The 25,134-nt window shown below is 72.5% G+C and carries 23 protein-coding genes and 1 pseudogene; 9 read left to right on the top strand and 15 right to left on the bottom strand.

Going from position 1 to position 25,134, the window contains the following annotated elements; all coding sequences use genetic code 11:
- The first annotated feature begins 40 nt into the window (after nucleotides 1–40).
- Nucleotides 41–970 carry a LysR family transcriptional regulator gene (locus QM779_RS01190; RefSeq protein ID WP_428530413.1) on the top strand — a complete coding sequence of 310 codons (930 nt, stop codon included), beginning with the start codon at nucleotides 41–43 and terminating at the stop codon, nucleotides 968–970.
- A 40-nt stretch (nucleotides 971–1,010) separates the two neighbouring features.
- On the top strand, nucleotides 1,011–1,838 hold the full coding sequence (locus QM779_RS01185; RefSeq protein WP_428530410.1) for an SDR family NAD(P)-dependent oxidoreductase: 828 nt from the start codon (nucleotides 1,011–1,013) through the stop codon (nucleotides 1,836–1,838).
- A gap of 21 nt (nucleotides 1,839–1,859) precedes the next feature.
- Here QM779_RS01185 and QM779_RS01180 read toward each other — a convergent pair whose 3' ends face one another.
- The 3 genes from QM779_RS01180 to QM779_RS01170 all read right to left on the bottom strand — a co-directional run bounded on the left by QM779_RS01180 (nucleotide 1,860) and on the right by QM779_RS01170 (nucleotide 3,839).
- Nucleotides 1,860–2,486, bottom strand: coding sequence for a vitamin K epoxide reductase family protein (locus QM779_RS01180; protein WP_428530408.1), 627 nt, complete (start codon nucleotides 2,484–2,486; stop codon nucleotides 1,860–1,862).
- A complete protein-coding gene (locus QM779_RS01175; RefSeq protein WP_428530406.1) occupies nucleotides 2,479–3,252 on the bottom strand; it encodes a DsbA family protein in 774 nt (257 codons plus the stop codon). The genes QM779_RS01180 and QM779_RS01175 overlap by 8 nt, the downstream gene beginning before the upstream one ends.
- A 110-nt stretch (nucleotides 3,253–3,362) precedes the next feature.
- A complete protein-coding gene (locus tag QM779_RS01170; RefSeq protein WP_428530404.1) occupies nucleotides 3,363–3,839 on the bottom strand; it encodes a hypothetical protein in 477 nt (158 codons plus the stop codon).
- A gap of 229 nt (nucleotides 3,840–4,068) precedes the next feature.
- Here QM779_RS01170 and QM779_RS01165 point away from each other — a divergent pair, with 229 nt between their 5' ends.
- Together QM779_RS01165 and cysE are read left to right on the top strand one after the other, a co-directional pair.
- Nucleotides 4,069–4,539 (top strand): DUF4395 domain-containing protein, encoded by a 471-nt coding sequence (locus QM779_RS01165; RefSeq protein WP_428530402.1) that lies wholly within the window; start codon nucleotides 4,069–4,071, stop codon nucleotides 4,537–4,539.
- Between the two features lie 16 nt (nucleotides 4,540–4,555).
- Entirely contained in the window at nucleotides 4,556–5,350 is a 795-nt protein-coding gene (cysE, locus tag QM779_RS01160; protein WP_428530400.1) for a serine O-acetyltransferase, read from the top strand.
- Between the two features lie 3 nt (nucleotides 5,351–5,353).
- On the opposite strand, the gene QM779_RS01155 is transcribed toward cysE, so the two are convergent.
- Entirely contained in the window at nucleotides 5,354–6,016 is a 663-nt protein-coding gene (locus QM779_RS01155; RefSeq protein WP_428530398.1) for a trimeric intracellular cation channel family protein, read from the bottom strand.
- Between the two features lie 76 nt (nucleotides 6,017–6,092).
- Here QM779_RS01155 and QM779_RS01150 point away from each other — a divergent pair, with 76 nt between their 5' ends.
- The gene (locus tag QM779_RS01150) at nucleotides 6,093–7,175 is read left to right on the top strand and encodes a zinc-binding metallopeptidase family protein (protein ID WP_428533018.1); all 1,083 of its coding nucleotides are present in this window, start codon (nucleotides 6,093–6,095) and stop codon (nucleotides 7,173–7,175) included.
- 24 nt (nucleotides 7,176–7,199) lie between these two features.
- Here QM779_RS01150 and QM779_RS01145 read toward each other — a convergent pair whose 3' ends face one another.
- The gene (locus QM779_RS01145) at nucleotides 7,200–8,108 is read right to left on the bottom strand and encodes a metallophosphoesterase family protein (RefSeq protein WP_428530396.1); all 909 of its coding nucleotides are present in this window, start codon (nucleotides 8,106–8,108) and stop codon (nucleotides 7,200–7,202) included.
- A gap of 214 nt (nucleotides 8,109–8,322) precedes the next feature.
- Between QM779_RS01145 and QM779_RS01140 the strand changes: the two genes are divergently transcribed.
- On the top strand, nucleotides 8,323–10,485 hold the full coding sequence (locus QM779_RS01140; RefSeq protein ID WP_428530394.1) for a peptidoglycan-binding protein: 2,163 nt from the start codon (nucleotides 8,323–8,325) through the stop codon (nucleotides 10,483–10,485).
- 9 nt (nucleotides 10,486–10,494) lie between these two features.
- Here QM779_RS01140 and QM779_RS01135 read toward each other — a convergent pair whose 3' ends face one another.
- Nucleotides 10,495–11,133, bottom strand: a complete 639-nt coding sequence (locus QM779_RS01135; protein ID WP_428530392.1) for a lipoprotein LpqH — start codon at nucleotides 11,131–11,133, stop codon at nucleotides 10,495–10,497.
- Nucleotides 11,134–11,260: 127 nt separating this feature from the next.
- Between QM779_RS01135 and QM779_RS01130 the strand changes: the two genes are divergently transcribed.
- Complete coding sequence (locus QM779_RS01130; protein ID WP_428530390.1) at nucleotides 11,261–12,433, top strand: hypothetical protein; 1,173 nt, start codon at nucleotides 11,261–11,263, stop codon at nucleotides 12,431–12,433.
- A 4-nt stretch (nucleotides 12,434–12,437) separates the two neighbouring features.
- On the opposite strand, the gene QM779_RS01125 is transcribed toward QM779_RS01130, so the two are convergent.
- Nucleotides 12,438–13,511: a VanZ family protein gene (locus QM779_RS01125; protein ID WP_428530388.1), complete on the bottom strand. Its 1,074-nt coding sequence runs from the start codon at nucleotides 13,509–13,511 to the stop codon at nucleotides 12,438–12,440.
- Nucleotides 13,512–13,622: 111 nt separating this feature from the next.
- Here QM779_RS01125 and QM779_RS01120 point away from each other — a divergent pair, with 111 nt between their 5' ends.
- Together QM779_RS01120 and QM779_RS01115 are read left to right on the top strand one after the other, a co-directional pair.
- Nucleotides 13,623–14,747, top strand: a complete 1,125-nt coding sequence (locus QM779_RS01120) for an agmatine deiminase family protein (RefSeq protein ID WP_428530386.1) — start codon at nucleotides 13,623–13,625, stop codon at nucleotides 14,745–14,747.
- Nucleotides 14,744–15,688 (top strand): nitrilase-related carbon-nitrogen hydrolase, encoded by a 945-nt coding sequence (locus QM779_RS01115; protein ID WP_428530384.1) that lies wholly within the window; start codon nucleotides 14,744–14,746, stop codon nucleotides 15,686–15,688. Before QM779_RS01120 ends, QM779_RS01115 begins: the two co-directional genes overlap by 4 nt.
- Here QM779_RS01115 and QM779_RS01110 read toward each other — a convergent pair.
- From QM779_RS01110 to QM779_RS01075, 8 genes and pseudogenes are all read right to left on the bottom strand, one after another.
- Nucleotides 15,649–16,506: a hypothetical protein gene (locus QM779_RS01110; RefSeq protein WP_428530382.1), complete on the bottom strand. Its 858-nt coding sequence runs from the start codon at nucleotides 16,504–16,506 to the stop codon at nucleotides 15,649–15,651. The two genes, QM779_RS01115 and QM779_RS01110, sit on opposite strands and share 40 nt — an antisense overlap.
- Nucleotides 16,503–16,664: a CopG family transcriptional regulator gene (locus tag QM779_RS01105; protein ID WP_428530380.1), complete on the bottom strand. Its 162-nt coding sequence runs from the start codon at nucleotides 16,662–16,664 to the stop codon at nucleotides 16,503–16,505. Before QM779_RS01105 ends, QM779_RS01110 begins: the two co-directional genes overlap by 4 nt.
- A gap of 173 nt (nucleotides 16,665–16,837) precedes the next feature.
- Nucleotides 16,838–19,348 carry a DEAD/DEAH box helicase gene (locus QM779_RS01100; RefSeq protein WP_428530378.1) on the bottom strand — a complete coding sequence of 837 codons (2,511 nt, stop codon included), beginning with the start codon at nucleotides 19,346–19,348 and terminating at the stop codon, nucleotides 16,838–16,840.
- A 46-nt stretch (nucleotides 19,349–19,394) separates the two neighbouring features.
- Nucleotides 19,395–20,060, bottom strand: coding sequence for a heme oxygenase (biliverdin-producing) (locus tag QM779_RS01095; protein WP_428530376.1), 666 nt, complete (start codon nucleotides 20,058–20,060; stop codon nucleotides 19,395–19,397).
- A gap of 73 nt (nucleotides 20,061–20,133) precedes the next feature.
- Nucleotides 20,134–20,907 (bottom strand): annotated as a pseudogene (locus QM779_RS01090) (heme ABC transporter ATP-binding protein); the annotation flags it as partial.
- Nucleotides 20,904–21,941: a FecCD family ABC transporter permease gene (locus tag QM779_RS01085; protein ID WP_428530374.1), complete on the bottom strand. Its 1,038-nt coding sequence runs from the start codon at nucleotides 21,939–21,941 to the stop codon at nucleotides 20,904–20,906. The pseudogene QM779_RS01090 and the gene QM779_RS01085, both read right to left, overlap by 4 nt.
- A complete protein-coding gene (locus QM779_RS01080; protein ID WP_428530372.1) occupies nucleotides 21,938–23,038 on the bottom strand; it encodes a heme/hemin ABC transporter substrate-binding protein in 1,101 nt (366 codons plus the stop codon). Before QM779_RS01080 ends, QM779_RS01085 begins: the two co-directional genes overlap by 4 nt.
- Complete coding sequence (locus QM779_RS01075; protein ID WP_428530370.1) at nucleotides 23,035–25,131, bottom strand: HtaA domain-containing protein; 2,097 nt, start codon at nucleotides 25,129–25,131, stop codon at nucleotides 23,035–23,037. Before QM779_RS01075 ends, QM779_RS01080 begins: the two co-directional genes overlap by 4 nt.
- Nucleotides 25,132–25,134: the final 3 nt, after the last annotated feature.

Genomic DNA, 25,134 nt, shown 5'->3' with positions numbered 1-25,134 from the left:
CCATCCCCGATTATCTACAGCAATGTTTTAGGCTGGCTACATGGAACTGCGGCATCTGGAACTCCTTCGGGAACTCGCCGACCGCGGCACGATCACGGCCGTGGCCGCCGCGACGTACCGCACCCCTTCGGCGGTCAGCCAGCAACTGCGCAACGCCGAGCGGGCGTTCGGCGCGGCGCTGGTCGAGCCGGACGGACGCGGCCTGCGCCTCACCGCCGCCGGCCGGCTGCTGGCCGAGGGCGCCACCGACGTCGCGACCACCCTCGCCCGCCTCCAACGCGACCTCGACGACCTGCAGGGCAGGCCGCGGGGGACGGTCACGCTCGCCGGTCTGCCGAGCGCGCTGGAGTTCCTCGTGCCCGGCCTGCTCCCGCGGCTGGGCGGGACCGGTATCGAGGTGGTCCTGACCGACGCCGACGTCGCCGAGGCGGGCTTCGCCGCGTACGCGGCGGACAACGACCTGGTCATCGGACACAGCCTCGCCGAGGCCCCCGAGGGCTCTGACCGGCTGGTGGCGCGCACGGTGGCGCGGGAGCCGCTGGACGTGGCGCTTCCCGCGTCCCACCGCCTCGCGGGACGGCGGGGCATCGTCGCCGCCGACCTGGCCGGCGAACGCTGGATCGGGGTGCCTCTCGGCTTCCCGTTCGACACCGTCCGCATCGCCATCGAGAACCGGTCCGGCCACGCGCTCGACGTCGTCCAGCGGATCCGGGACAACCGCGTGGTCGAGGTGCTGGTCGCCTCCGGCGCGGGCTGCGCGCTCCTTCCGCGGTTCACCACCAGGACCCGCCCGGGGCTGGCGCTCGTCCCGCTCACCGACATCCGGTCGGTGCGTTCGATCGTCGCCCTCGGCCGCGCGGACCGGCTGGAGCGGGCGGCCGTCCGGGTCGTCCTGGCCGCCCTCGCCGAGGCCGGCGCCGCCGCGGCGTCCCCGTCCGCCACGGGGTCGGCGGACGTCGGGGTGCTATAGCCTCGCGGGGGTCTGGCACGTCGGGACACGGAGGACGGGAATGAGCGGACGGACGATCGTCATCACGGGCGCGAGCGACGGCGTGGGCGCCGCCGCGGCGCGCGAACTCGCCCGCCGCGGCGAGAACGTGGTCGTCGTGGGCCGCTCGCCCGAGAAGACGGCAGCCGTGGCCGAGCCGCTGGGCGCCCCGTACCACGTGGCCGACTACGCGTCCCTGGCCGAGGTGCGCAGGCTCGCGGCGGAACTGGACGCCGCGTACCCGCGGATCGACGTGCTGGCCAACAACGCGGGCGGGATCATGGGGGCGCGGACGGTCACCGGGGACGGCTTCGAGCTCACCTTCCAGGTGAACCACCTCGCCGGGTTCCTGCTCACCTCGCTGCTGAGGGACAAGCTGGTCGCCTCCGAGGCCTCGGTGATCCAGACCAGCAGCGTGGCGGCTCGTGCGTTCGGACGGATCGACCTCGACGACCTCCAGAACGAGCGTCGGTACTCCCCGCAAGCCGCGTACGGTGCGGGCAAGCTGGCCAACATCCTGTTCACCCGCGAACTGCACCGCCGACATCACGCCGACGGCATCTCCACCGCAGCCTTCCACCCGGGCGTGGTCGCCACGAACTTCGCCGCGACCACCAGCACCCCGATGCGGCTCGTCTACCACAGCCCGTTGAAGCGCCTGTTCACCATTCGGCCCGAGCGCGGCGCCGACCAGCTGGTCTGGCTCGCCGAGGGGACGCCGGGCGCGACCTGGCAGTCCGGCCTCTACTACGAGAAGCGCCGGCCCGCCCGCTCGGCCGCCCAGGCGAGCGACGACGACCTCGCCCGCCGCTTCTGGGACGCCTCCGAGCAGTTGCTGGCCGGCGCCTGACGTCCGCGGCGGGCGGAGCGCTCAGGCCATCAGCGGCACGTACTTGGTGACCACCATCATCACCACGGCCATCAGCCAGACCGCCACCACGAGCACGTCCAGGTCGGCGGCGACGAACCGCCGCGCGGCCGCGCTCGCCCGTGGGGGCAGGTACAGGTTGCCGTCCCTGATGTTGACGTGCGTGAGCGAGGTGAACACCAGGGTCGTCGACAGCGTCACCAGCAGGCACCACGGGCACAGCGCGCCGATCACGAAGTAAGCCTGGAAGAACAGCCAGTACGCGAACACCACGCCGATGGTGTAGACGACCTGCGCCGAGAGCATGAACCAGCGCGGGAACCGCACCCCGCCCAGGCTCGCGACGGCGATCGTGATCACGACCGGCTCCGCGACCAGGCCAAGGAACGCGTTCGGGAAGCCGAACAGGCTGGCCTGCCAGGACGTACCGACCGTTCCGCAGCTGATCACGGTGTTGATGTTGCACGACAGCGCGGCGTGGGGGTCGGCGGCCAGGATGATCGCGTCCACGGAGAGCACGAAGGACGCGGTCAGGCTCAGGCAGGCCGAGACCAGCATGGTCGCGAAGATCCAGGTGTTGGACTGCCGGACCCGGCGGACGCCGGCCAGGACGCCGACCGGCTCAGGCACTGGCGGCCTGTTCGATCGCGGCGGCCAGGGCACCGGCGGTGTAGAGGTCGCCGGTGAACGTCTCGCCGTTGATCTTGACGGTCGGGGTGCCGGTGACACCGTCGTCCCAGGCCTTGTCGGTGATCTTCTGGATCCACGGGACAAAGGTCTTCCTGGTGAAGGTGGACGTGACGTCGTCGGCCACCCCGACCTGCTTCGCGTAGGCGATGAGCTGGGCGTCGGTGAGCCCGCTCGATCCCTCGGCCGGCTGGTTGGCGTACAGCAGCCTGTCGAACTTCCAGGCCAGCGCGGGGTCGGAGTTGGCGATCGTGACGAACGCGTTGGCCGAGCGCGTGGAGTACTCCGCGCCCGAGGACTGCGCGTCGAGGAACGACATCGGGTGGATCTCGAGCTTCACGGTGCCCGCGTCGACCGCCGTGGTGAGGTCGTCGCCGTTGGCCCGCTCGAACTCGCCGCAGTAGGGGCACATGAAGTCGGAGTAGATGGTGACGGTGACCTTGGCGTCCGCGTTGCCGACGACGACGGCTCCGCTGTCGGTGGCGCCGGCGGGTGGGACGAGCGAGCCGGCGGCGACGCCGGCGGAGCCGGGCTTGACGACGGCCCAGATGGTGACGGCGAGCATGACCGCGATGACGGCGATCCCGGTGGCCCAGGCGGCCTTGATCGCGATCCCGGTGCGCCGGGCGGCCCTGGCCTGGGCCTCCTGCTGTCTGCGGAGTGTTTCGCGCCGACTGGACGCGGGCGTGGACTTGTTGCTGGATGACATGGTTCTTCGTTTCCGGGCGTGGACGCCCTGGCAGTGCGTGTGAGGAAGGGGCGACGGACGGAACCGTCGCGTGCAGGAGCACAGAGCCGCGCGTCGGGCGCGGCGTCACATCACAGGCAGGCCGGGGGGCCGCGACGCGGGTTCGCCCGCGTCCGGCCGGAGCCACGGTACGGCGTCCGCACGTACGCGGGCAGCGGCTGCTGCGCGGGCACCAGGAGTGCGGCGAGGCGCACGAGGGCCGCGGCCAGCACACGGTCGGCGGACGCGGCCAGGCGCCCGGCCGCACGGAGCAGGAGCGTCCCGACCGTGAGCAGCAGGGGCAGCAGCGCCAGCTGGACGACCAGCGACGCCCCGACCATCAGCGTCCAGCTGACGACGGTGGTGGGTGCGCTCACGCAGTGGGAGCCGCCGACGAACTCGGTGGTCGCGACAAGCTGGTAGAGCGGGTGGCCGGCCTCGAAACAGGCGACCACGCTGACCTTCGGCAGGTGCTGCAGCACCGGCAGCAGCCCGAGGATCGTCAGCACGGCGGCAGCCAGCCGTGTCCGGAGGCCCGGACACAGGAGGCGGGATCGCAGGTGCTGCACGCGCCCATGCTAGCGGCAGCGTGTTACCCTCGACGCATGCACACCAGCCACCGGCTCGCCGGATCGCCGCGCCGTTCCCGCGCGCGCTGGTGCCTGTGTTGTTGTCGCAGCCTCGCCTGAGCGCAGCAGCCTGACCGCTGCGGCCTCCCGCGGCGACACCCGTCCCCCACCGGTCACCGGCCGAAGGACGCTGCCTGTCACCCCCCAGCACCCACCAGAGGATCCCGACATGTCCACCGCCACCACGGCGCCACCGACGACCGTCCCACTGATCGACCCACGCGCGCCCCGCTTCAGCGCCGCGTTGTCGTCCGTGGTGCTCGCCGCCGCGCTCCTGGCCGGACCGCGGGTCGGCACGATGCTGCTCGGCGCGCAGGCGTTCGCCTACGGCGCCGGCGCCGTCCTCGGCCTGCACCACCAGCCCTACGGCTGGCTGTTCCGTCGCGTGGTCCGCCCGCGCCTCGGGGCACCCGCCGACCTCGAGGACGCGCGTCCACCCCGCGTCGCACAGGCCGTCGGCTTCGGCCTCGTCCTGCTCGGTGTGGTCGGTGCGACGTCCGCCCTGCCCGTGCTGTCCCTCGCCGCGACCGGCCTCGCGCTGGTGGGCTCGCTGCTCACCGCCATCCTCGGCGGACGCGTCCTCTCCGCCGCCTCCCGGCTCCTCACCGGCCGGCGCTCCCCCTCCACCACCTCCCACTGAACGAACGGCAGCCGACATGACCACTCCCCGCGACGACGTCTGGAGCCGCATCCGCACCGAGGTCGCCACCGACGTGCAGGCCGAGCCCGCCCTCGCCAGCTTCCTGCACACCACCGTCCTGTCCCACACCCGGCTCGAGGACGCGCTCAGCTTCATCCTGGCCAGCAAGCTGGGCAGCGAGAACATCACCTCGCTCAGCCTCCGTGAGCTGATCGGGCGCGCGTTCGACGACGACCGCAGCATCGGCATCGCCGTCCGCGAGGACCTGCGCGCCGTGCTCAGTCGCGACCCGGCCACCCGCGGCTACTCCCAGCCGCTGCTCTACTTCAAGGGCTTCCACGCCCTCCAGGCCTACCGGGTCGCCCACTACTACTGGGTGCACGAGCGGCCCGCGCTCGCCCTGTACCTGCAGAGCCGGATCTCCGAGGTGTTCGCCGTCGACATCCACCCGGGCGCCCGGATCGGCAAGGGCATCATGTTCGACCACGCGACGTCGGTGGTGATCGGCGAGACCGCGGTCGTCGAGGACGACTTCTCGATGCTGCACGAGGTCACGCTTGGCGGCACCGGCAAGGTCGGCGGCGACCGCCACCCCAAGATCGGCAGGGGCGTGATGATCGGTGCCGGCGCCAAGGTGCTCGGCAACATCCGGGTCGGGGAGGGCGCCCGGATCGGCGCCGGTTCGGTCGTCCTGGAGGACGTCCCGCCCTACACGACCGTCGCCGGGGTTCCCGCGCGTCCGATCGCCTACCCCGGCCACGCCCTGCCCGCCCTCGACGGCGAGGATCTCGACCAGCTCAGCGAGCCGTGAGCCTCAGGGGGTGATCCGGCCCCTGGTCACCTTCGCCAGCAGGTCGCCGGCCTCCGCGGTCTGCCAGCCGAAGTGCAGCGAGCAGTAGCGGACGCCGACGATCACGGCGAAGGCGGTCGCCTCCGCGGCGGCCACGGGCAGCGGCAGGGTCCGCAGCGCGACGAACAGGACGGCACCGACCAGCGCGGCCGCGGCGTTCCACGACCCGCGGCGGACGATCTCGACGGGCTGGCCGCTGATGATGTCGCGGAACACTCCGCCACCGACCGCAGCGCTCACCCCGATGAAGACCGCCCCTGCCACCGGGGCGCCGTACAGCACGGCCTTCTCGACCCCGACGATCGTGAACAGCGCCAGCGCGAGGGCATCGAACAGGCTGAACAACTGCACCCACCGGGTCATCACAGTGAGCAGCAGCATCGAGCCCAGGCCCGCGGCGACCGCCGTGATCAGGTAGGACTGGTTGGTCACGGCGACCGGACGCAGGCCGAGCAGGACGTCCCGGATGATCCCGCCGCCCAGGCCCATCAGGATCGCGACCAGCAGCACCCCGATCAGGTCGAACCGCGGGCGCACCGCCCCCGCAGCCCCCGACAGCGCGCCCGCGGCGATCGCCAGCAGGTCGATCCAGGCCGGCACCTGCAACAGCCCGTACTCGTCACCCACGTCCCGCGTCCTCCGCTCCCACTCCTGGTCCCGAGGGGACGAGCGTAGCCGCGGACGGGGTAGGTTCTCCGCCGTGATGGTGCTGACCTGCCCGAACCCCGCCTGCCGCGGCGTGGTGTTCCTCGAGTCCCTCGCCTGCGACGCCTGCGGGACGCCGCTCGCCCTCCACGCGGCGAGCCGCACGATGGTCGAGGCGTCCTCGCCCGACGTCGAGGTGGACGGCCGGCTGTGGCACCCGTGCACGAACCGCGACTGGAACTGCAACTGGCTCACCGCGGACGACTCCGGCTCCGGCCGCTGCTTCGCCTGCCGGCTGGTCCGGCGGCGTCCTCCCAGCGACGACACGATCTCGCTGGAGAAGGTCGCCCTGACGATGCCGCACCTGCGCCGCCTGCTGGTCCAGCTGCAGCAGCTCGGCGTCCCCATCGACCCCCACTTCGAGGCCGACGGCGGCCTCGGCTTCGACCTGCTCTCGTCCCGCTCGTCCAACGAGAAGGTCGTGATCGGCCACGCCAACGGCATCATCACCCTCGACGTGGTCGAGAGCCTGGACGCGGTCCGCGAGCAGCTGCGCGTCCGCCTGCGCGAGCCGTACCGGACGATGCTCGGCCACCTGCGGCACGAGGCCGGGCACTACTACCAGTGGATCCTCGTCGAGCAGACCGGCTGGATCGACGAGTGCAGGGAGCTGTTCGGGGACGAACGCGCGTCCTACGCCGACGCCATCGCCCGACACTACCGCACCGGCGCACCCGACGACTGGCAGGACGCGTTCATCTCCGAGTACGCGACCATGCACCCCTGGGAGGACTTCGCCGAGTCGTTCGCCCACTACCTGCACATCACCGACACGCTCAACACCGCGGCGTCCGCGGGGGTCGAGCTGGACGCGTCCCGCCAGACGGTGCCGCTGCTCACCGAGCCCGTCGTACCCCGGACGAGCTACGGCGCGGACGACTTCGAGGCCCTCATCCGCGACTGGCGCTGGATGAGCCTGTTCTTCAACCGTGTGAACCGCGCGATGGGGGCGGCCGACCTGTACCCGTTCCGGATCAGCGAGCCGGTGGTGGCCAAGCTGGAGTTCGTGCACCGGGTGCTCACCCGGCTGCCCGAGACGCGGATCAGCGTCACCGACGGGTTCCGCCGCCGCGTCGGCTGACCTCGCGCCGAGGCGGGACGCCGTTCACCACTCCAGGGTCAGAGTCTCCCGTTCCCGTCCGGTCGTCGTCACGAGGCGGGTGCGCAGCTGTCGCCCCTCGACCTCCACGACCCGGAACGCGCGGTACGGAGTCCCCCAGTTGCCGCCGTAGCGCGCGTCGAACACGTAGGAGACGCCCTGGTCGACCTTCACCCCCGTCTGGTCGTGGTCGTGGCCGTTGAACACCGCCCGCAGGTTCGGCGCGGCGGCGAGGACGTCGCGCACGCCCTGGCAGTCGATCCCGTAGGTCGTCCACGTGTTCGGGGTGATGTGCATGAAGACGAACACGTCGCTCTGCCCGGCCTCCTCCGCCAGCGCCGACCGCAGCCAGCTCGTGTCCGCGCACAGGTAGTCGCCGGCGAGGTTGGAGGTGTTCGTGCCGATGATCGAGCGGTGCCCGAAGCGCTGGACGAAGTTGCCCGGGGTGCCCCACACCCGCGTCCACTGCGCTGCACTCACCTTGTCGTGGTTGCCCTGCGTGACGAAGTAGGGCACCGCGAGGTCGTCGAGGCCCGACCTGGCCTCCTCCTGGAGCGCGACGCCGCCGTGACCGATGTCGCCGTTGAGGAGGAGGAACTCCAGCGGGTCGGTCGCCGCGAAGTCGTTCACCGCTGCGACCAGTTCGCTGAGATCGCGTCGGGAGTCGGTGCCGGGTTGGCCCAGGTGCCCGTCGCTCGCGGTCGCGAACCGGAACACGGCCCCCGCGGGCGACACCGGGGTGGCGCTGGTGGTGGGCGTCGCCGACGGCGTCGCGGTCGGGGCCACGCCGGAGGTCGCCGGAGCCTCAGGGGCACAGCCGGCCACGAGCCCGGACGCGGCCAGTCCGGCGCCGCCGAGGGTGCGCAGGACGGTCCGGCGGGACGGGGTCGCCGAGCCGGTCGTGTGCGCTGCCATGACCCCAACCTACGGCGTCGGGCGCCCGGACGGTGCGGGCACCAACCCTCAACCGAACCCTGAACGGTTACTTGAGACCTCTCAGGAATGAAACCCCTAGTCAGGAGGGCGTTGTCGCCCGAAGGGGCGACGGCAACCCTCAAGCGGACCCTTGCCTCCCCCCGGACAACCCCGTACCAAAGCACCTGTGAAAACTGTGACGAGAGTGCTGTCCGTGGCCGTTGGGCTTGCCCTGAGCCTCGGGTGTGCCCTTGTCCAGACGCCCCCCGCGAGTGCGGTCTCCACCAGCGCCAAGACGAAGTTCATCTCCAGCCTGGTGACCGCGGCCCAGAACACCCAGCGCAAGTTCGGCGTCCCGGCGTCGGTCTCGATCGCGCAGGCCATCGAGGCGTCGGACTGGGGAACCTCGAGCGAGGTGTCCAAGGCGAAGAACTACTTCGACACCCCCTGCAGCGCGTCGATGACCGCCGCGCAGTTCGCGGCCCTCGCCGACGACCAGGTGGGCAAGCCGTACGTGCTCGGCGCCGAAGCGGCGATCACCAACCCCGATCCGGCGAAGTTCGACTGCTCCGAGCTGGTCCAGTGGCTGTTCGGACGCTCGGGCAACCCGATCACCGACCTCGCCGCGTCCCAGTACAACGTCACCAAGAAGGTGTCCGGCTCCCCGAAGGTCGGCGACCTGGTGTTCCTGCGCAACAACCCGGCGCGCTCCAACGGCATCGGCCACGTCGCCGTCCTCACCAAGAAGCTCAGCAACGGTGACTGGCGGATCATTGAGGCCCGCGGTCGCGCCTACGGCGTCGTGCGGACGACCCTGAGCTACTGGAAGCAGCGCTCCTACTACGCCGGCCTGCGCCGGTACTCCTCGTTCGTGCTCGCCGACGGCGACAGCGTCACCGCGTCCGCGGCGAAGCTCTACCAGGCCAACTGCACGACGATCGACGGCACGAAGTACGCGACCTTCAGCTCGATGACAAACTCGTTCTACGCGAACGCCGAGGCGATCACGAGCGACTCCGCCTACAAGGCCGCCCGCGCGGTGATGGCCAGCATCCCGAAGTTCGTCGACGAACTGGCGAAGGTCGTCCGGCCCAAGGACGCCAACGGCTACGCCAAGACCATCGACGGCCTGATCGACACCTACAACCTCACCGACTACGACGTCGTGCCGATCAAGATCGTCCTGGAGTCCGGCGACGCCGGGTTCCGGGTGACCGCGCTGCAGTACCTGCTCACGGCTGCCGGGTACAGCACCACCGTCACCGGCAAGTTCGACGCCGGCACCACCTCGGCGGTCAAGAAGTTCCAGAAGGCGAAGAAGCTCGAGGTCGACGGCCAGGCCGGCCAGTACACCCTCGACGGGCTGTTCGCCACGCTGGCCTCCGGCGACTCCGGCACCAGGGTGAGCGCGCTGAACGCCCTGCTCTCCGGGCTGGGCTACAGCACCACCTCCGGCAGCAGCTTCGGGAGCGCAACCCTCGCGTCCCTGAAGTCCTTCCAGAGCACGGCGGGACGCAGCGCGAGCGGCACCACCGACAACAACACGTGGGCTGCGCTGTTCATGGCGCTCGACTCCGCCCAGCCGACGGTCGCCGGCACAGCCAGGGTGGGCCAGACGCTCACCGCGACCGCCGGTTCGTGGGGACCGGGGACGGTGGCGCTCTCCTACCAGTGGTACCGCGGCAAGAGCGCGATCAGCGGGGCGTCCGCCACGACGTACGCCGTGCAGGGTGACGACGCCGGCTCGACCCTGAGCGTCGTCGTGACCGGCCTGCGGACGGGCTACACGCTGACGGCCCGCAGCTCGGCCGCCACCAGCACCGTCGACAACGGCACGTTCTCCGCCTCCCCGGTCCCGACCGTGACCGGCACGGCCAAGGTCGGCAAGACGCTCACCGCGACCGCGGGAACCTGGAAGCCCACGCCCGGCTCACTGGCCTACCAGTGGCTCCGGGACGGCAAGGCGATCGACGGCGCGACCAAGGCGTCCTACACCGCCAGGGCTGAGGACGCGGGCGCGAAGCTCAGCGTCTCGGTGACGGCGACCCGCGACGGATACACCACGACCACCAAGGCCTCGACGGCCACGGGCGCGGTCGCCAAGGGGACGCTCACCGCGAATACCCCGACGATCTCCGGCACCAGGGACGTGGGCAGGACGCTCAAGGCCGTGGCCGGGACCTGGGGACCGACCGGCGTCACGCTGACCTACCAGTGGTACCGGGACGCCAAGGCGATCAGCGGTGCGACGAAGGCCAGCTACAAGCTCACCAAGTCCGACAAGGGCAAGCGGATGACGGTCGTGGTCACCGGCACCCTCGACGGGTACTCGACCGTGGCCAAGAAGTCCGCCCAGACCCGCAAGGTCACGACCTGACCGGGGCACTCACCAGGCGCCGGCCGCACACTTCGCGGTGATCTTGTAGGGCAGGAGTTCGGTGGTCGTCTTGCCGTCCCTGGTCTCCTTGGCCGTGAGCTTGCCCGAGACGGTGAACGAGGAGCCCGACGTGGTCAGGGCGGCCGATGTCCCCTTGGCCGCGTCGGACGCGGAGTAGCCGAGCTTCCAGGTGAAGCCCTCGGAGTCCTCCCCGAAGGCGCCGTCGATCGATGCCACCGAGGACCGGGAGGAGTCGAGCACCACGGTGAGGTCCACGGTCCCGTACCACTCGTTGTCGTGGTCGGCGAGCGTGATCGTCGGGGCGCCGGACACTGTCCTGCAGGTGCCGGCCAGCTTCTTGGTCACCGTCATGTAGATGGCCAGGGTGCCAGTCGCCTTCACCGCCTTGGCCTGCGTCGCTGTGGGGGTCGCGGACGCGGACGTCGGCGCCTCTGACGGCGTCGCCGACACGGTCGGTGGAGCGGAGGGGGTGATCGTCTCGATCGGCTTGGGTGTGAAGCTCGAACTCGCCGGGGTCGCGCACGCCGCCAGGGTCACCGCCAGCCCGGTCCCGAGGACCACGGCGCACGCGCTCCCCCACCGCCTCGCCGCGGGCCGCCGCCCCACCTTCTGCACATGGTCTGCCACGTCCCCATCGTCGCGCCTGCCCACGGCCCGTCCCGGCAGGACGCGCCGCGCGCCCGTATCAGGGCCGTGCCGCCGCGCTCCCATCGGTGTCGGACCCGTCCCGATCCGGCCGTCCCGAGGAGCAGCCATGCCCGTCCGTTCCCGTCCCTCCCGCTGGCGCCGCGGGTTGTCCGCCACGGTCACCGCGCTGGCGCTCAGCCTCACCACGGGCTGTTTCGAGAACATCTCCAGCTCGATCGACCAGGCCACGCAGGTGATCGACGACGGCATCCGCAGCCTGAACGCGAACTCCTCCGCCTGGCGGGCCATCCTGCAGAAGGTCGCCGACGACCTGCCCGAGGACATCTCGGAGACCATCCGGGTGGACGCCCAGAGCCTCGTCAACCGCAGCATCGCCACCGCGGGGGTGGAGTTCCGGTGCAACGTCGACTTCCTCGGCCATCGGGCGATCCAGTCCCTGGAGGCCCTGAAGGCGAAGCTCCTCGGCCAGAACCCCGCGGTCCTGCCGCCGGGCTTCTGCCAGGCCGATCCGGCCGCGATCGACCTCAACGTCGACCCGGGCAAGTGGTCGACGCTGATGCTCTACGGCTACGACCTCGACCACGCCGACGTGTCCGGCAACCTGTTCACGGTGTCCCTGGTCACCGCGAACGGCCAGAGCACGGCACTGCCGGAGAGCCGGATCGGCCGGACCACCCACTACCAGGTCACCGTGAACCTCGGTTCGCTCGCCCCGCAGCTCTACCAGCAGGGCATCACCAAGATCGCCGTCGCATGGAACGGGTCCGCCGCGGGCTACCCCGAGGCCGTCGTCGTGCCGTGGAACCCCCCGCAGCAGACGATCCTGCAGAAGGACCTCGGCTCGACGAGGTACACCCCGCCCCGCGTCGGGGGTGACGCCGACTTCGACACCGACGACGACGAGCCCACGGACGTGCAGGTGGGCGGCGAGCTGTCCGTGCAGCCGGACCGGATCACCTCACGGGTGTCCCTGCACGCCAGGGAGCGCGACCCCGACCACACCGAGGTCAACGGCACCAGCGACTGGGCCGCCGCCTACCTCGCGCCCGCCAACTGGCGGATCGTGTCGGTCAGCCCGACCGGGGCGTCCACCGCGACCGCCGTCGCGACGTCCCACGACGTGCTCAAGCTCTCCCGCCCCGGCGGCGAGGTCGTCGACTTGTTCGACGTCTGGGTCGACCGCGACGGGGACGAGGCCGGCTCCTACACGTCCGTCGAGGCGCACTGGCGGCGGGTGGACATCGTGCTGCAGCAGGTCGCCCCCAGCTGGGCGAGCTGAGGCCTCAGGCGTCGCCGGTCGGAGCCGGCGCCCCGGGCTCTGCGGGCCCGGTCTCGAGGACCAGCTCCATGTCGGCGACGACGTGGCTCAGCCCGCGGTGGTTCCGCGATCGGACCAGCACCACGAGGGTGGCGACGGCGAACGCGAGTCCCGCCGCCGGGAGTTCCACCAGCGGACTGGACAGGGCCAGGTAGCCGCCGACGCCGAAGGCGAACTTCAGCACGCGGCTGCGCACCTCGTGTCCCGGTTTCGCCAACGGCTCCAGCTGGACGGCCGCCTCGCCCAGCGTCCGTCCCCTGGCCAACACCCAGTAGCCCTCCAGGAGCGCGGGAACGCCGGAGGCGAGCGCGCCGTCGACCCACCCTGGGAGCGCGTCCAGCGGCCACTCCAGGACGTAGAGTGCGAACGCCCGCCACCCGATCGCGAGCGAGTAGCCGACGACGGTGACCACCGCGAGGTCGGCGAGGATGCCGACGAGCCGGCGTCCCACGGTGACCCCTGCCGCTACCGGCGCCGCGCGCCGCCGCTGGATCAGGGCGGCGAACGGCAGCGCGAACAGGGAGCCGAGCAGCGCCCCGACGGTGTTCAGCAGCAGGTCGTCGACGTCGAACACGCGGTACGCGCAGTGGTACAGCCCCCAGATGCCGGTCTTCTGGGTGAACTCGATCGCGAGCGAGAGGATGAGGCCGGCCAGCGTCGCCACGACCACGCCGCGCCGGAGCAGGATTCGGAGGAGGAAGCCGAGCGGGAGGAAGAAGACGACGTTGAACACCACCTGCAGCAGCGCGCGGTTGTGCAGGAACAGGTGCCCGTCGGCGCGGATGTCCTCGATGAACCGGAACAGCCTCAGGTTGGCGCGCACGCACGTGAACGACTCCGACTCCGGCAGCGGCACCAGGGTGTAGCTCCACAGCGCGACCGCGTAGACCGCGACAGCGAGCAGGATCAGCAGGTCGAGCACCCGAAGCCGTCCGGCCCTGCGGTAGAGCAGCACCGCGACCGGGACGAATGCGACGGCAGCGAGCAGGCCGCCCACGAGCAGCGCGACCCAGGTGCTGGGACCGAACTGGCGGAGCATCGACCCTCCTCGTGGCTCGCGGAGCCACCACTCTAGACAGCGGCCCCGAACCGCGTCGTGGCCGTCCGGTATTCTCCGGCCGCGGTCCATGTGCGAACTCGGGAGGCCCGGATGACCTGGCGGATGCCGGCGGAGACGGAGCCGCACGATCGCGCCTGGATGGCCTGGCCCGCCGGCGGGTACACCCTCGGCGACACGGCGGCGGAGGCGGAATCGGCCCGGCAGGCGTGGGCTGGGGTGGCGAACGCGATCGTCGAGCACGAGCCGCTGACGATGCTCGTCCCTCCGGACGCGGTCGCGGACGCCCGCCGGTGGCTGTCGTCGGAGGTCGACCTGGTCGAGCGGTCGCTGGACGACGCCTGGTACCGGGACAGCGGACCGACGTTCGTCCTCGACGACGAGGGTCGGCTGGGCGCGGTGAACTGGGTGTTCAACGGCTGGGGCGGCCAGTCGTGGGCGCGCTGGGGCCTCGACGCGGACGCGAGCCTGGTGGCCACGTCGGCGAGTGGCGCGCTGCGGATCGACTCGGCGCTGGTGAACGAGGGCGGCGGGATCCACACCGACGGCGAGGGGACGCTGCTGGTGACCAGGACCGTCCAGCTCGACCCCGGCCGCAACCCGGGCTGGACGGAGGCGGCCGTCGAGGCGGAGTTCGCCCGCACCCTCGGCATCCGGAAGGTGATCTGGCTGGACCGTGGGCTGGCCAGGGACTCCGCGGCCTTCGGCACCCGAGGGCACGTCGACCTGCTCGCCACCTTCGCCTCGCCCGGCACCGTGCTCGTCCACGACCAGCGCGACCCCGCGCACCCCGACCACGCGGTGAGCAGGGAACTCGTGGAGACCCTCGGCGGGTCGACCGACGCGGCCGGGCGGACGCTCACGACGGTGCGCCTGCCCGCTCCCCGCGTGACGCGCGACGCCGAGGGCTGGGTCGACCACAGCTACGTGAACCACTTCGTGCTCAACGGCGCCGTGGTGATGGGGACGTTCGACGATCCTGCCGACGCCGAGGCGGCTGAGATCCTCGCCGCCGCCTACCCTGGACGCCGGATCGTGGCCGTCGACGCCCGGCCGCTGTTCCGCCGCGGCGGCGGCGTCCACTGCATCACCCAGCAGCAGCCGGCGGCAACCGCCCCCACCACCACCGGCACCCCCACCCCCACCGTCATCCCCGCCCCCACTGTCATCCCGGGCTTGACCCGGGATCTCACCACCGACCAGGGGAACCGCCCATGAAGACCGTCGTCGCACCCGTCCTCGACTCCCCCGCCCGCGTGCACGACACGGGCCGGCCGCCGCTGGTCGTCGGTCTCGTCCAGACCCGCTGGCACGAGGACGCGGACGAGCACAGGGCTGTGCTCGCCGACGGCATTGCGTCCGCGGCGTCGGCCGGGGCACAGGTCTTGTTCCTCCCCGAGCTGACCCTGCTGCGCTACCCAGCCGACACCAGGCCGGACGGGGTGCCGGCCGACCTGGCCGAGGACCTGGCGTCCGGGCCGACCACGAGCTTCGCCAGGGCGATGGCCGCCGCGCACAGCGTGCTGGTGCACGCCTCGCTGTACGAGCGCGCCGACGGCCCGGACGGACGCGGTTTCAACACCGCCGTCCTGGTCGCACCCGACGGGACGCTGCTCGCCCGCACCCGCAAGCTGCACATCCCGGTGACCGCCGGCTACTACGAGGACCGCTATTTCCGCCCCGGGCCGGCCGAGGACCCGTACCCGGTGACGACACTCCCCCACTCCTCCGGCGCCCGGGTGGGCCTGCCGACGTGCTGGGACGAGTGGTTCCCCGAGGTCGCGCGCGCGTACAGCCTCGCCGGGGCGGAGGTGCTGGCCTACCCGACGGCGATCGGGTCGGAGCCCGACCACCCCGGGTTCGACACCGAGCCGCTGTGGCGCCAGGTGATCGTGGCCAACGGCATCACCGGCGGGCTGTTCATGGTCGTGCCGAACCGGTGGGGCGACGAGGGCCTGGTCCGGTTCTACGGGTCGTCGTTCATCTCCGACCCGTACGGCCGCGTCCTCGTGCAGGCGCCCCGCGAGGGCGACGCCGCACTGGTCGCGTCCCTCGACCTCGCCCAGTGCCGGGACTGGCTGGACCTGTTCCCCTTCCCCGCGACCCGGCGTCCGGACACCTACGGCCCGCTGACCGACGGGTGGACCTCGAGGACCTGACCGTCGGGGTCTGTCACGACCAACTTCGGCCCGGCCTCGTCGGTCTCGAGGCGCGCGTTGAGCCCTCTCGCCCGCAGGCGTGCCACGAGGGAGTCCAGCGGCTCGGAGGTCTCGAACCCGAGCCCGACCAGGGCGGGGTGGTCGAGCCAGTCGCCGCCGGGCGGCTCCGCGGGCGCGAGAGCTTCCTGCCGTCCGGCGTGGAGGCCGACGACTCCCGCTTCCGTGCCGGCCAGCAGTGCGCACCACCAGGGATCGTCGAGCGGGCCGACCGGACGGAAGCCGAGACACGCGAACAGCGCCGCGTCCCCGCTGAAGTCGTCGGTGTACCGCACGGCGAGGACCCGGATCGGCGATTCCGGGCAGCCACCGTCGTCCTTGCTCCCGAAAAGCGGCCTTGCTCCCGGAATTCGGGGAGCACGGCCGTCTTTCGGGAGCAAACGCGGATGGTGGGGGTGGTAGCCGTAGAGGTCGGCCGGGTGCGCCTCGTTGAGGCCGACCGCGCCGACGCCGGGCAGCCACACCGCACCCTGCGTGCCGTACGCCTCGTCCCAGGTGGTGGCGTCGAGCCCGGCGTCGGCGAGCGCGGCCACCCCGTCCGGCACGTCGGCCACAAGGAGGTTCAACGTCGTGAGGCCCGCGCCAGCGCCGTCCGGCCCCGCGACGTGCACGGCGACGCTCCCTGCCGCACCGTCCAGCACGGCGTACTCCCCGTTCGTACTCTCCCGCACCCGGCTCAGACCGATGACGGCGAGGAAGTCGGCCATCGCCGCGACCTTCGTGGTGAACCGCATCGGCAGCACCCGGCAGTCCACGCTCATCTCGATCCCCGCCCTTCCAGATAGCTCCGCAGCGCCGTCTCGACCACCGCCGACAGGCTGCGCCCCTCGTCGATCGCGAAGTGCTTGACCTCGCGCACCAGTTCCGCCGGCAGGTACACGTTGAACTGCACCTTCGCCGCTCCGTTCTCCGCACCCATAGCTAGAATTCTAGCACTCTAGCCATGCTCGTGAACGCCCCGTCGTTCTTGCTCCCGAAAGGCGGCCGTGCTCCCCGAATTCGGGGAGCAAGGCCGCCTTTCGGGAGCAAACGCGAGTGGTGCGGGCGTGAGGGTGGCGCCGAGGGCCGCGTGGGAGTGGGGGCGGCTGGACGCTAGTCGAGGCGGGCGAAGTTGAGCGTGTGGACGACCAGCTCGCCGGCGGCGTCGCACTCGTCGAGGTCGATGCGGGCGGTGATCGACCAGTCGTGGTTGCCCTCGGGGTCGTCGATGACCTGGCGGACGTCCCACGTCCGGCCCCGCTCGGTGACCACCAGCAGCGCGGGACCGCGGGCGTCCGCGTCGGTGGGCAGCACCTCGTGCTCGTCCCAGTACTCCCCCAGCGCCTCGTCCCAGCGCGTCCGCGTCATCGCGCCACCGGGCTCGAGCGCGGCCAGGCCCTCCACGTCGTCGGACGCGGCCAGCTCCACCCGCCGGAACATCGCGTTGCGGACGAGCACCCGGAACGCCCGGACGTTGCTGGTCACCGTCTGCGGCGGACGCACCTCGACCACCTCGTCCGGGCCGGCAGCGGACAACCCGGCCAGCTCCTCCCACTCGTCCAGCAGCGAGGAGTCGGTGAGCCGGGTGACCTCGCCCAGCCACTCGATGATGTCCTCCAGGTCCTCGGTGCGCAGGCTCTCCGGGACGGTCTGGCGCAGCGCCCGGTAGGCGTCCGACAGGTAGCGCAGCAGCAGGCCCTCGCTGCGCTGCAGCTTGTAGAAGCCCACGTACTCGCCGAACGTCATCGCCCGCTCGAACAGGTCCCGCACCACCGACTTCGGCTTCACAGGGCTCTCCGACAGCCACGGGTGCGCGGCCAGCTCCCCGGTGTACACGGCGTCCAGCAGTTCGGCCAGCGGACGCGGCCACGTCACCTCGTCGAGGATCTCCATCCGCTCCTCGTAGTCGTAGCCGTCCGCCTTCAGCTCCGCGACCGCCTCGCCGCGCTCGCGGAACTGCTGGGCGAGCAGGATCACCATCGGGTCCTCCAGCGTCGCCTCGATCACGCTGACCACGTCCAACGCGTAGCCGGGCACCTCGACGTCCAGCCTCGCCATCGCCGCCAGCGCGAGGGCGCTCAGCGGCTGGTTGAGCGCGAAGTTGTGCTGCAGGTCGACGGCCAGCGCGTAGCGGCGTCCGCCCGGCGTCGGCTCGTCCAGCCGCACCACCACCCCCGCGCGCAGCAGCGAGCGGCCCATCGCCGCGGCCCTGCGCAGCAGCTTCTGCCGCACCGGACGCTCGCTCGTGCACGAGTCGATCAGCGACACCAGCGCGGCGCCGGTGTCCTCGTCGCGCTGCAGCAGGTTCAGCAGCATGGCGTGGGTGACCCGCATCCGGGCGTGCAGCGGCTCCGGCTCGGAGTCGATCAGCTTCGTGAACGTGGCCTCGGTGTAGTTCACGACGCCCTCGGGCGGCTTCTTGCGCCGCACCGAGCGCAGCTTCTTCTCGTCGCCGGCGAACTTGGCCAGGATCCGGGTGTTCTCCACCTCGTGCTCGGGCGCCTGGGCCGCCACGTAGCCGACGGTGTCGAAGCCGGGACGCCCGGCGCGTCCGGCGATCTGGTGGAACTCGCGGCTGCGCAGGACGCGGCTGCGCCGCCCGTCGAACTTGGTCAGCGCCGCGAACAGCACCGTCCGGATCGGCACGTTGATGCCCACGCCGAGGGTGTCGGTGCCGCAGATCACGGTCAGCAGGCCGCGCTGGGCGAGCGTCTCGACCAGCCGCCGGTACCGCGGCAGCATGCCGGCGTGGTGGACGGCGATCCCGGCGTGCAGCAGCGTCGAAAGGGTCTTGCCGAACCCTCCGGAGAACCGGAAGCCGCGCAGCGCGTCCACCAGCGCGGAGCGGTGGCTGCGGTCGACGATGCCGGAGCTGAGCAGCGCCTGCGCCCGGTCGACCGCGCCGCCCTGCGTGGCGTGGACGATGTAGACCGGAGCCTGCCGGTCGTCGATCAGCCCCTGGATCGTCTCGTGCACGGGCGTGGTCGCCCACGAGTACACGAGCGGGACGGGACGGACGGCGCCGCCGACGATCGTGGCGGGCCGCCCCGTCCGCCGCTCCAGGCCGGCGGCGACCTCGCTCATGTCGCCGAGCGTGGCCGACATGATCACGAACTGCGCCTGCGGCAACTCGACCAGTGGCACCTGCCAGGCCCAGCCGCGGTCGCGGTCGGCGAGGAAGTGGAACTCGTCCATCACCACCTGGTCGACCCGCGCCGCCCGCCCCTCGCGCAGGGCGATGTTGGCCAGGATCTCGGCCGTGCAACACACGATCGGCGCCTCGGCGTTCACCGCGGCGTCGCCGGTCACCATGCCGACGTTGACCGCCCCGAACACCGCGCACAGCGCGAAGAACTTCTCGCTCACCAGCGCTTTGATCGGCGCCGTGTAGTAGCTGCGTCCACCTGCGGCCAGGGCGGCGAAGTGCGCGGCGGTGGCGATCAGCGACTTCCCCGAGCCGGTCGGCGTGGTGACGATCACGTTCGCCCCGGTGAGGATGTCGATGACGGCCTCGTCCTGGTGCGGGTACAGCGTGATCCCGTCCGCCACCGCCCAGCCCGTGAAGGCGTCGTACAGCGCGTCGGCGTCGGTCGGATCGGCAGGGATCAGCTCGGTGAGTCGCATGGCGCGCCCATCGTCCCACCCCGGCCCGACGGACGCGGAACCGCCCTCAGCGCAGCCAGGCGTCCAGCCCCGCCGTCAGCTCGGCGAACAGGTCCTCGTTCAGCGCGAACGCCACCCGCACCTCGTCGGCGACCCGCCGCCGGTCGGCGTCCGCCAGCGGCAGGGCGTCGAGACGCGCGCGGTAGCCGTCCTTGTACGGCTTCACCTTCTCGATCGCGTCGAACCGGTAGAACGACAGCCCCGCGCCGTCGGTGACGCCGTGGGCGCGGGCGAGGACGCGGCCGATCGCCTGCCCGCCGGACAGGTCGCCGAGGTAGCGGGTGTAGTGGTGCGCGACGTACAGCACGGGGTCTGCCCGGGTCGCCTCGATCCGCCCGACGTAGGCGGTCACCGCTGCGGTCGGGGACGCGTCGACCGCCGTCGGGGCGGACGCGGCGGTCCAGTGCGCGAGGTCGGCCTCGATCGCGGCCAACCGGTCCAGCGCCGGGTCGACGAGCTGCCCGGCGACGGGGTGGCGGGCCAGGTCGGCGCCCACCGCCTCCAGCGCCGCGTACACCGGACGCAGCCGCGCCAGGTAGGTGGCGTAGCCGGCCTCGGTGACGCGAGCGTCGAGTAGAGCGGTGACGAACCCCGCGCTCTCCGCCCTGCGGTGCTCGGCCTGGGAGCCCTCGCGCATCAGCGTCGAGAGCGTGGCGGTGGCCAGTACGGTCATCGGTCGTTCCCTTCCTCGGTGGGTCGTGATCCGTCCGGGGCGAACCCCCGGCCGGGTGGCGACGGGGCACGACGATGCGGTGCCCGTCCGGGGTGTCTGTGAGCACGTGCACGCCGATGCCGTAGACGTCGGCGAGCTGCCCGGGGGTGAGCACCTCGTCCGGCGTGCCCGCGGCGACGAGGCGTCCGGCGTGCAGGATGGCGATCCGGTCGGCCCAGGCCGCGGCGAGCGAGAGGTCGTGCACGACCACGACGACGGCGCGTCCGGCGCTCGCCAGCGCCCGGGCGACCGCCATCACGTCCTCCTGGTGGCGCAGGTCGAGGGCGGCCGTGGGCTCGTCGAGCAGGACCACCGGCGTCTCCTGGGCGAGGACGCGGGCCAGCGAGACCCGCGCCTGCTCGCCGCCCGACAGCGTCGGGAACGTCCGGTCGGCCAGGTCGACCACGTCGGTGGCCCGCATCGCCGCCAGGACCGACGCCTCGTCCTCCTCCGCGCTCGCCCGCCGCGACCACGGCGCGCGTCCCATCGCGACGACCTCGCGGACGGTGAAAGGGAAGCTGACCCGGTTGGCCTGGGGCAGGACGGCCCTGCGCCGCGCGAGCTGCCGGGGCGTCCACTCCCCCAGCGGGCGTCCCGCGACCTCCACGGCGCCGGAGACCGGAGCCAGGTCGCCGGCGAGCGCGGCCAGCAGGGTGGACTTGCCAGCGCCGTTGGGGCCGACCAGCGCCACCACCTCGCCGTGCGCGACCGCCAGGTCGACCTCGCGGACGATGTCGGCGCCGCCCAGCCGGCAGCTGACCGCGAGCGCGCGCAGGGCGGTGGGGGCCACGGGTGGGGTGATCTTCATGCCCAGCCTCCGGCGCGCGCCCTGGTCGAGCGGACCAGCCAGAAAAAGAAGGGGCCGCCGACGAGGGCGGTCAGCATGCCGATCGGCAGGTCGGCGCCGGCGACGAGGGTGCGGGCGAGCAGGTCCGCCCACACCATCAGCGCGGCGCCGCCGAGCAGCGAGACGCCCAGCAGCGGACGGTGCGCGGGCCCGAGCAGCATCCGGGTCAGGTGCGGCACGACGAGCCCGACGAACTGGATGATCCCGGTGAACGCGACCGCGACCCCGGTGAGCAGCGCGACCAGCACGATCGAGCCGACCCGCAGCCGCTCGACCCGCAGGCCCAGGTGCGCGGCCGTCCGTTCCCCGAGGGCGAGCAGGTCGTAGCGGCGGGCGAGCACGAGCGCGACCACGGCGGCGGGGACGCCGAAGCCGGCGACGACCGCGACCTCCGACCAGCGGGAGGCGTTCATCGACCCCAGCTGCCAGAACACGATCTGCTCGCGGGAGCCGGTGTCGGACAGGAACATGACCAGGGCGAGTCCCGCGCCGGCGAACGCGTTCACGGCGATGCCGGTGAGCAGCAGCGTGACGACCTCCGTGCGTCCGCCGGACCGGGCGGTCGTGTAGACCAGCAGCGTGGTGACCAGGCCGCCCGCGAAGGCGAACACCGCGACGCCCCAGCCGCCCAGCAGGCCACCGGCGAAGGCGATCGCCGCGGCGGCGCCGAGCGCGGCCCCGGACGAGACACCGACCACGCCGGGCTCGGCGAGCGGGTTGCCGAACACCGCCTGCATCACGGTGCCGGCGACGGCCAGCAGGGCGCCGACCAGGATGCTCATCGCCAGCCGCGGGAACCGGATCTGCAGCAGGGTCTGCTCGACCACGTGGTCGGCCGGCGTCCACGGGTTCGCGATGCCCAGCCCGTGCAGGGCGGCCCCGAGCACGTCGCTGCCGCTGACGGGGAGCTGGCCGACCCGCGCCGAGACGACGATGCCGGCGACCAGGAGGACGGCGAAGCCCAGCGGGACGAGGAGGCGACGGGCTGACGTCACCGGCCCGCCTCGCCGTAGACCGCGCGTGCGACCGCCGCGAGGACGGCGGCCGAGCGCGGGCCGAACGACAGGATGTCGCCGTCGGCCATGTCGACGAACCGCCGCCGCTCCCCCGCCGGCGTGAGCGAGAGCGCGGGCTTGGCCGCCAGCAGCCCGTCCACCCCGCCGGCCGAGGCCAGGCCGTCGGTCATCATCAGGATCACGTCGGGTTTCGCGGCGACCACCGCCTCGTCGGTGAGCGGCTGCGCCTCCGCCCAGCCGAGCTCCGCGCCGACGTCGGTGCCCCCGAGCGCGTCGATCAGCGCGCCCGCTCCGGAGTCCTTGCCGAGCAGGTAGTACACGCCGGAGTTCGCCCGGACGTACAGGAACACGATCCGCAGCCGGTCGTCGGCGTCCGTGGGCGCCAGCCGGGCGATCTGCGCGCGGACGGCGTCCACCTCTGCGGTGATCCGTTCGGCGAGCCGCTCGCCGGTGTCCGGCAGGCCGACAGCCGCCGCGACCTCGCGGGCGAGGGTGGCCGCGCCGTCGTAGCTGGCGCCGTTGTCGACGAACACGACCGGGACGCCGGTGTCGGCGAGCTGCTCGACCACGTCCCTGGGCCCCATCGAGCCGTCGGTGATGATCAGGGTCGGCGAGGTGCTGAGCACCGCCTCTGCGTTCACGGCGTGGCCCTCCCTGGTGATGACGGGGAGCGACTCCGTGCCGGGGAAGGTCGTCGAGACGTCCCTGGCCACCAGCCGGTCGCCCAGCCCGAGCGCCCACAGCGTGGCGGCGATCGAACCGGACAGGTCGAACGCGACGATCCGGGACGTGTCGCTGACCGTCACCTCGCGGTCGCCGGCGCGGAACTTCGACACGACCGTGGCCGGGAGGGACGCCTGCTCGTCGCCGCCCACCGGCTCGACCGTGCGGTCGGTGAGGGCCGCGGTCGCCGGGCCGGTGAGGGAGCGGGGGTCGGCGGCGGGGCTGAGGCTGGCCAGCGGGACGGGGGCGGACGAGGACGCGGACGCGGCCGGCCCCGCGGCCTCCGCCGAACCGCAGGCGGTGAGCAGGACGGCCAACGCCAGGGCCAGGCCCGTGGCCACAGGGCGCCTCACGCGCGCACCAGCCAGCGGCGGGCGACCAGCAGGGTCAGCGCGGAGCCCAGGACGGCTCCGACCGTGCCGCTGGCGACCCAGCCGACCCAGTCCGGGACGCCGCCGTCGGTGCCGGCCGCGGCCGGGGAGCCGGTGGCGCCGGGAGCGACGGCCGAGGACTGCCCGGCCGGGGAGGGCGTGGCGGCTGTCGCGCAGTCGGTGGCGGTGTAGCTGAGCGTCACCGGGTCGAAAGCCGAGCCGGCCTGGTAGTTCGGGAACGCGGCACTGCCCTCGCCGGTGAGCGAGGCGGGGATGTCGCTGATCGTCACCCTGTCGCCGGCGCGGGTGAGCGTCCCCTCGCCGACCGCGAGCTGGACGAAGGGGACGTCGGGGGTCTCCTGCCTCGCGTCCTTGCCGGCCAGCGCCGCGTCCATCGTGGTGCCCGCGTAGTCGAGCCGGAGTACGGCGGCGCCGGGCCCGGTGAAGGCGACGACCGGGTCGGCGATCGTGGTGTCGAGGGCTCCGTCGTGGCCGGTGAACCGCACGGTGCCGGAGAAGGCGATCTCCCCCGTGCCCGCCTCCGCGTCGCCCGAGCCGGCTCCGGCGTGCCACGTGAACACCGGGGTCGCGTAGGTCGCGCCGCCCCCGGTCGTCCAGTCGCCGTTGGCGATGGTGCCGGAGATGTAGGCGCGGAAGGACTCCTTGAAGCCCCAGACCAGCTCGGCGTCGCTGAGCCGGCAGCCGAGGGTCGCTGCGGCGGTGCCGGTCGTGGCGGACGCCGTGGCGGTGGCCGTGGCGGACGCGGACGCCGTGGACGCGGTCGCGACGGTGCCGGAGGAATTGCTGGCCGCGGCCTTCGTGCCGACGACGAAGGTGACCGGGTCCAGCGCCGTCCCCGCGGGGTAGAAGGCCGAGCCGTGGTAGGAGAACACCTTCGCGCCGGCGGCAGTCAGCGTGGCGTCGACGCCGGTGTACGTCACCGAGCCGGACGCGGTCCCGCGCGACCCCGACGACAGGGAGAGGTTGGCCAGCACGACCCGCCCGTGGCCGGTGACGGACGCGGACAGCCGCGCCGAGCCGGACGACGTCACCGTGATCGCCGGGTCGGTGAAGGAGAGGTCCAGCACGCCGTCGTGGCCGGTGAACCGGACGGTGCCGCGGTAGGTGGTGGTGCCGGCGGCGTCCGGAGGGTCGGCGGAGGTGGCGGACTGCCCGAAGCGGTACCCGCCCCCGACCGCCTTCGCGCCGCGGGCGACCGAGATCGAGCCGTGGGCGATCGGACCGGTGATGTAGCTGCGGAACGAGCTCTTCACCCCCCAGGTCAGCGAGCCGGCTTTGCCGCTCGCGGTGGCGGTCGACGTGGCGGTCGGACTGCTGGTCGCGGTGGGCGTGCCGGTGCTGGTCGTGGTCGCGGTAGGCGTCGCAGTCACCGTGGGCGTCGCGGTCGAGGTGGGTTCGTCCGTGGGTGTGGACGTCGGTGTGGCGGTCGGCTCCGCGACGGCGATCGTGAAGCGGGCCGACAGGTCGGCCAAGGCGGTGCCCGCGGCATACATCGGGGTGCCGTGGTAGGCGAACACGGCGGTCCCGGCCTTCGTCAGCGTCGCCTTCGCCCCGGAGACGACCACGGTGTCGCCGTCGATGGTGACCGCGCCGGACAGGTCGACGTCGGCGATCGCGAGGTCGTCGGACGTCCCACCCTCGCTGTCGGTCACGTCCACGACCAGGGTGCCGTCGTCCCCGTCCGCGACGAGCCGCGGGTTCGCGATCGTGAGGTCCAGCTCGCCGTCGTGGCCGGTGAACCGGACGGAGCCGCGCGTCGACAGCGTCCCGCCGTCGTCGGCCCAGGTTCCGCTGCCGTCGGCGAACCGGGCCTGGTTGCCGTCCAGGCTGGCCGCGCCGCCCGCCTCGACGGTTCCGTGCGCGATCGGCCCTGTGATGTAGCTCCAGAAGGAACTCTTCACCCCCCAGGTGAGGGTGCCACCGGTGACCTCAGCGGCCTCCCCCGCCGCGCGGGCAGTGGCTCCCGGCATCGTCGTGACCGCCACCAGCAGGAGCATCGCGAACCCGGCCGCCGCCCCTCTCAGGGCACGCCGCAGCCCCCGCTTCACCTGCACCAG

Origin of the sequence: Propionicimonas sp. (assembly GCF_049840635.1) — a bacterium.
GTDB lineage: Bacteria > Actinomycetota > Actinomycetes > Propionibacteriales > Propionibacteriaceae > Propionicimonas.
The sequence above is the reverse complement of the archived record's forward strand: the minus strand, read 5'-3'. Positions and strand labels throughout refer to the sequence as shown.

What these genes read in the sequence shown, in the direction of transcription:
- QM779_RS01190 (WP_428530413.1), top strand. Translation starts at nt 41, where the DNA reads ATGGAACTGCGGCATCTGGAACTCCTTCGGGAACTCGCCGACCGCGGC.
- QM779_RS01185 (WP_428530410.1), top strand. Translation starts at nt 1,011, where the DNA reads ATGAGCGGACGGACGATCGTCATCACGGGCGCGAGCGACGGCGTGGGC.
- QM779_RS01175 (WP_428530406.1), bottom strand. Translation starts at nt 3,252, where the DNA reads ATGTCATCCAGCAACAAGTCCACGCCCGCGTCCAGTCGGCGCGAAACA.
- QM779_RS01165 (WP_428530402.1), top strand. Translation starts at nt 4,069, where the DNA reads ATGTCCACCGCCACCACGGCGCCACCGACGACCGTCCCACTGATCGAC.
- cysE (WP_428530400.1), top strand. Translation starts at nt 4,556, where the DNA reads ATGACCACTCCCCGCGACGACGTCTGGAGCCGCATCCGCACCGAGGTC.
- QM779_RS01150 (WP_428533018.1), top strand. Translation starts at nt 6,093, where the DNA reads ATGGTGCTGACCTGCCCGAACCCCGCCTGCCGCGGCGTGGTGTTCCTC.
- QM779_RS01145 (WP_428530396.1), bottom strand. Translation starts at nt 8,108, where the DNA reads ATGGCAGCGCACACGACCGGCTCGGCGACCCCGTCCCGCCGGACCGTC.
- QM779_RS01130 (WP_428530390.1), top strand. Translation starts at nt 11,261, where the DNA reads ATGCCCGTCCGTTCCCGTCCCTCCCGCTGGCGCCGCGGGTTGTCCGCC.
- QM779_RS01125 (WP_428530388.1), bottom strand. Translation starts at nt 13,511, where the DNA reads ATGCTCCGCCAGTTCGGTCCCAGCACCTGGGTCGCGCTGCTCGTGGGC.
- QM779_RS01120 (WP_428530386.1), top strand. Translation starts at nt 13,623, where the DNA reads ATGACCTGGCGGATGCCGGCGGAGACGGAGCCGCACGATCGCGCCTGG.
- QM779_RS01115 (WP_428530384.1), top strand. Translation starts at nt 14,744, where the DNA reads ATGAAGACCGTCGTCGCACCCGTCCTCGACTCCCCCGCCCGCGTGCAC.
- QM779_RS01110 (WP_428530382.1), bottom strand. Translation starts at nt 16,506, where the DNA reads ATGAGCGTGGACTGCCGGGTGCTGCCGATGCGGTTCACCACGAAGGTC.
- QM779_RS01105 (WP_428530380.1), bottom strand. Translation starts at nt 16,664, where the DNA reads ATGGGTGCGGAGAACGGAGCGGCGAAGGTGCAGTTCAACGTGTACCTG.
- QM779_RS01100 (WP_428530378.1), bottom strand. Translation starts at nt 19,348, where the DNA reads ATGCGACTCACCGAGCTGATCCCTGCCGATCCGACCGACGCCGACGCG.
- QM779_RS01095 (WP_428530376.1), bottom strand. Translation starts at nt 20,060, where the DNA reads ATGACCGTACTGGCCACCGCCACGCTCTCGACGCTGATGCGCGAGGGC.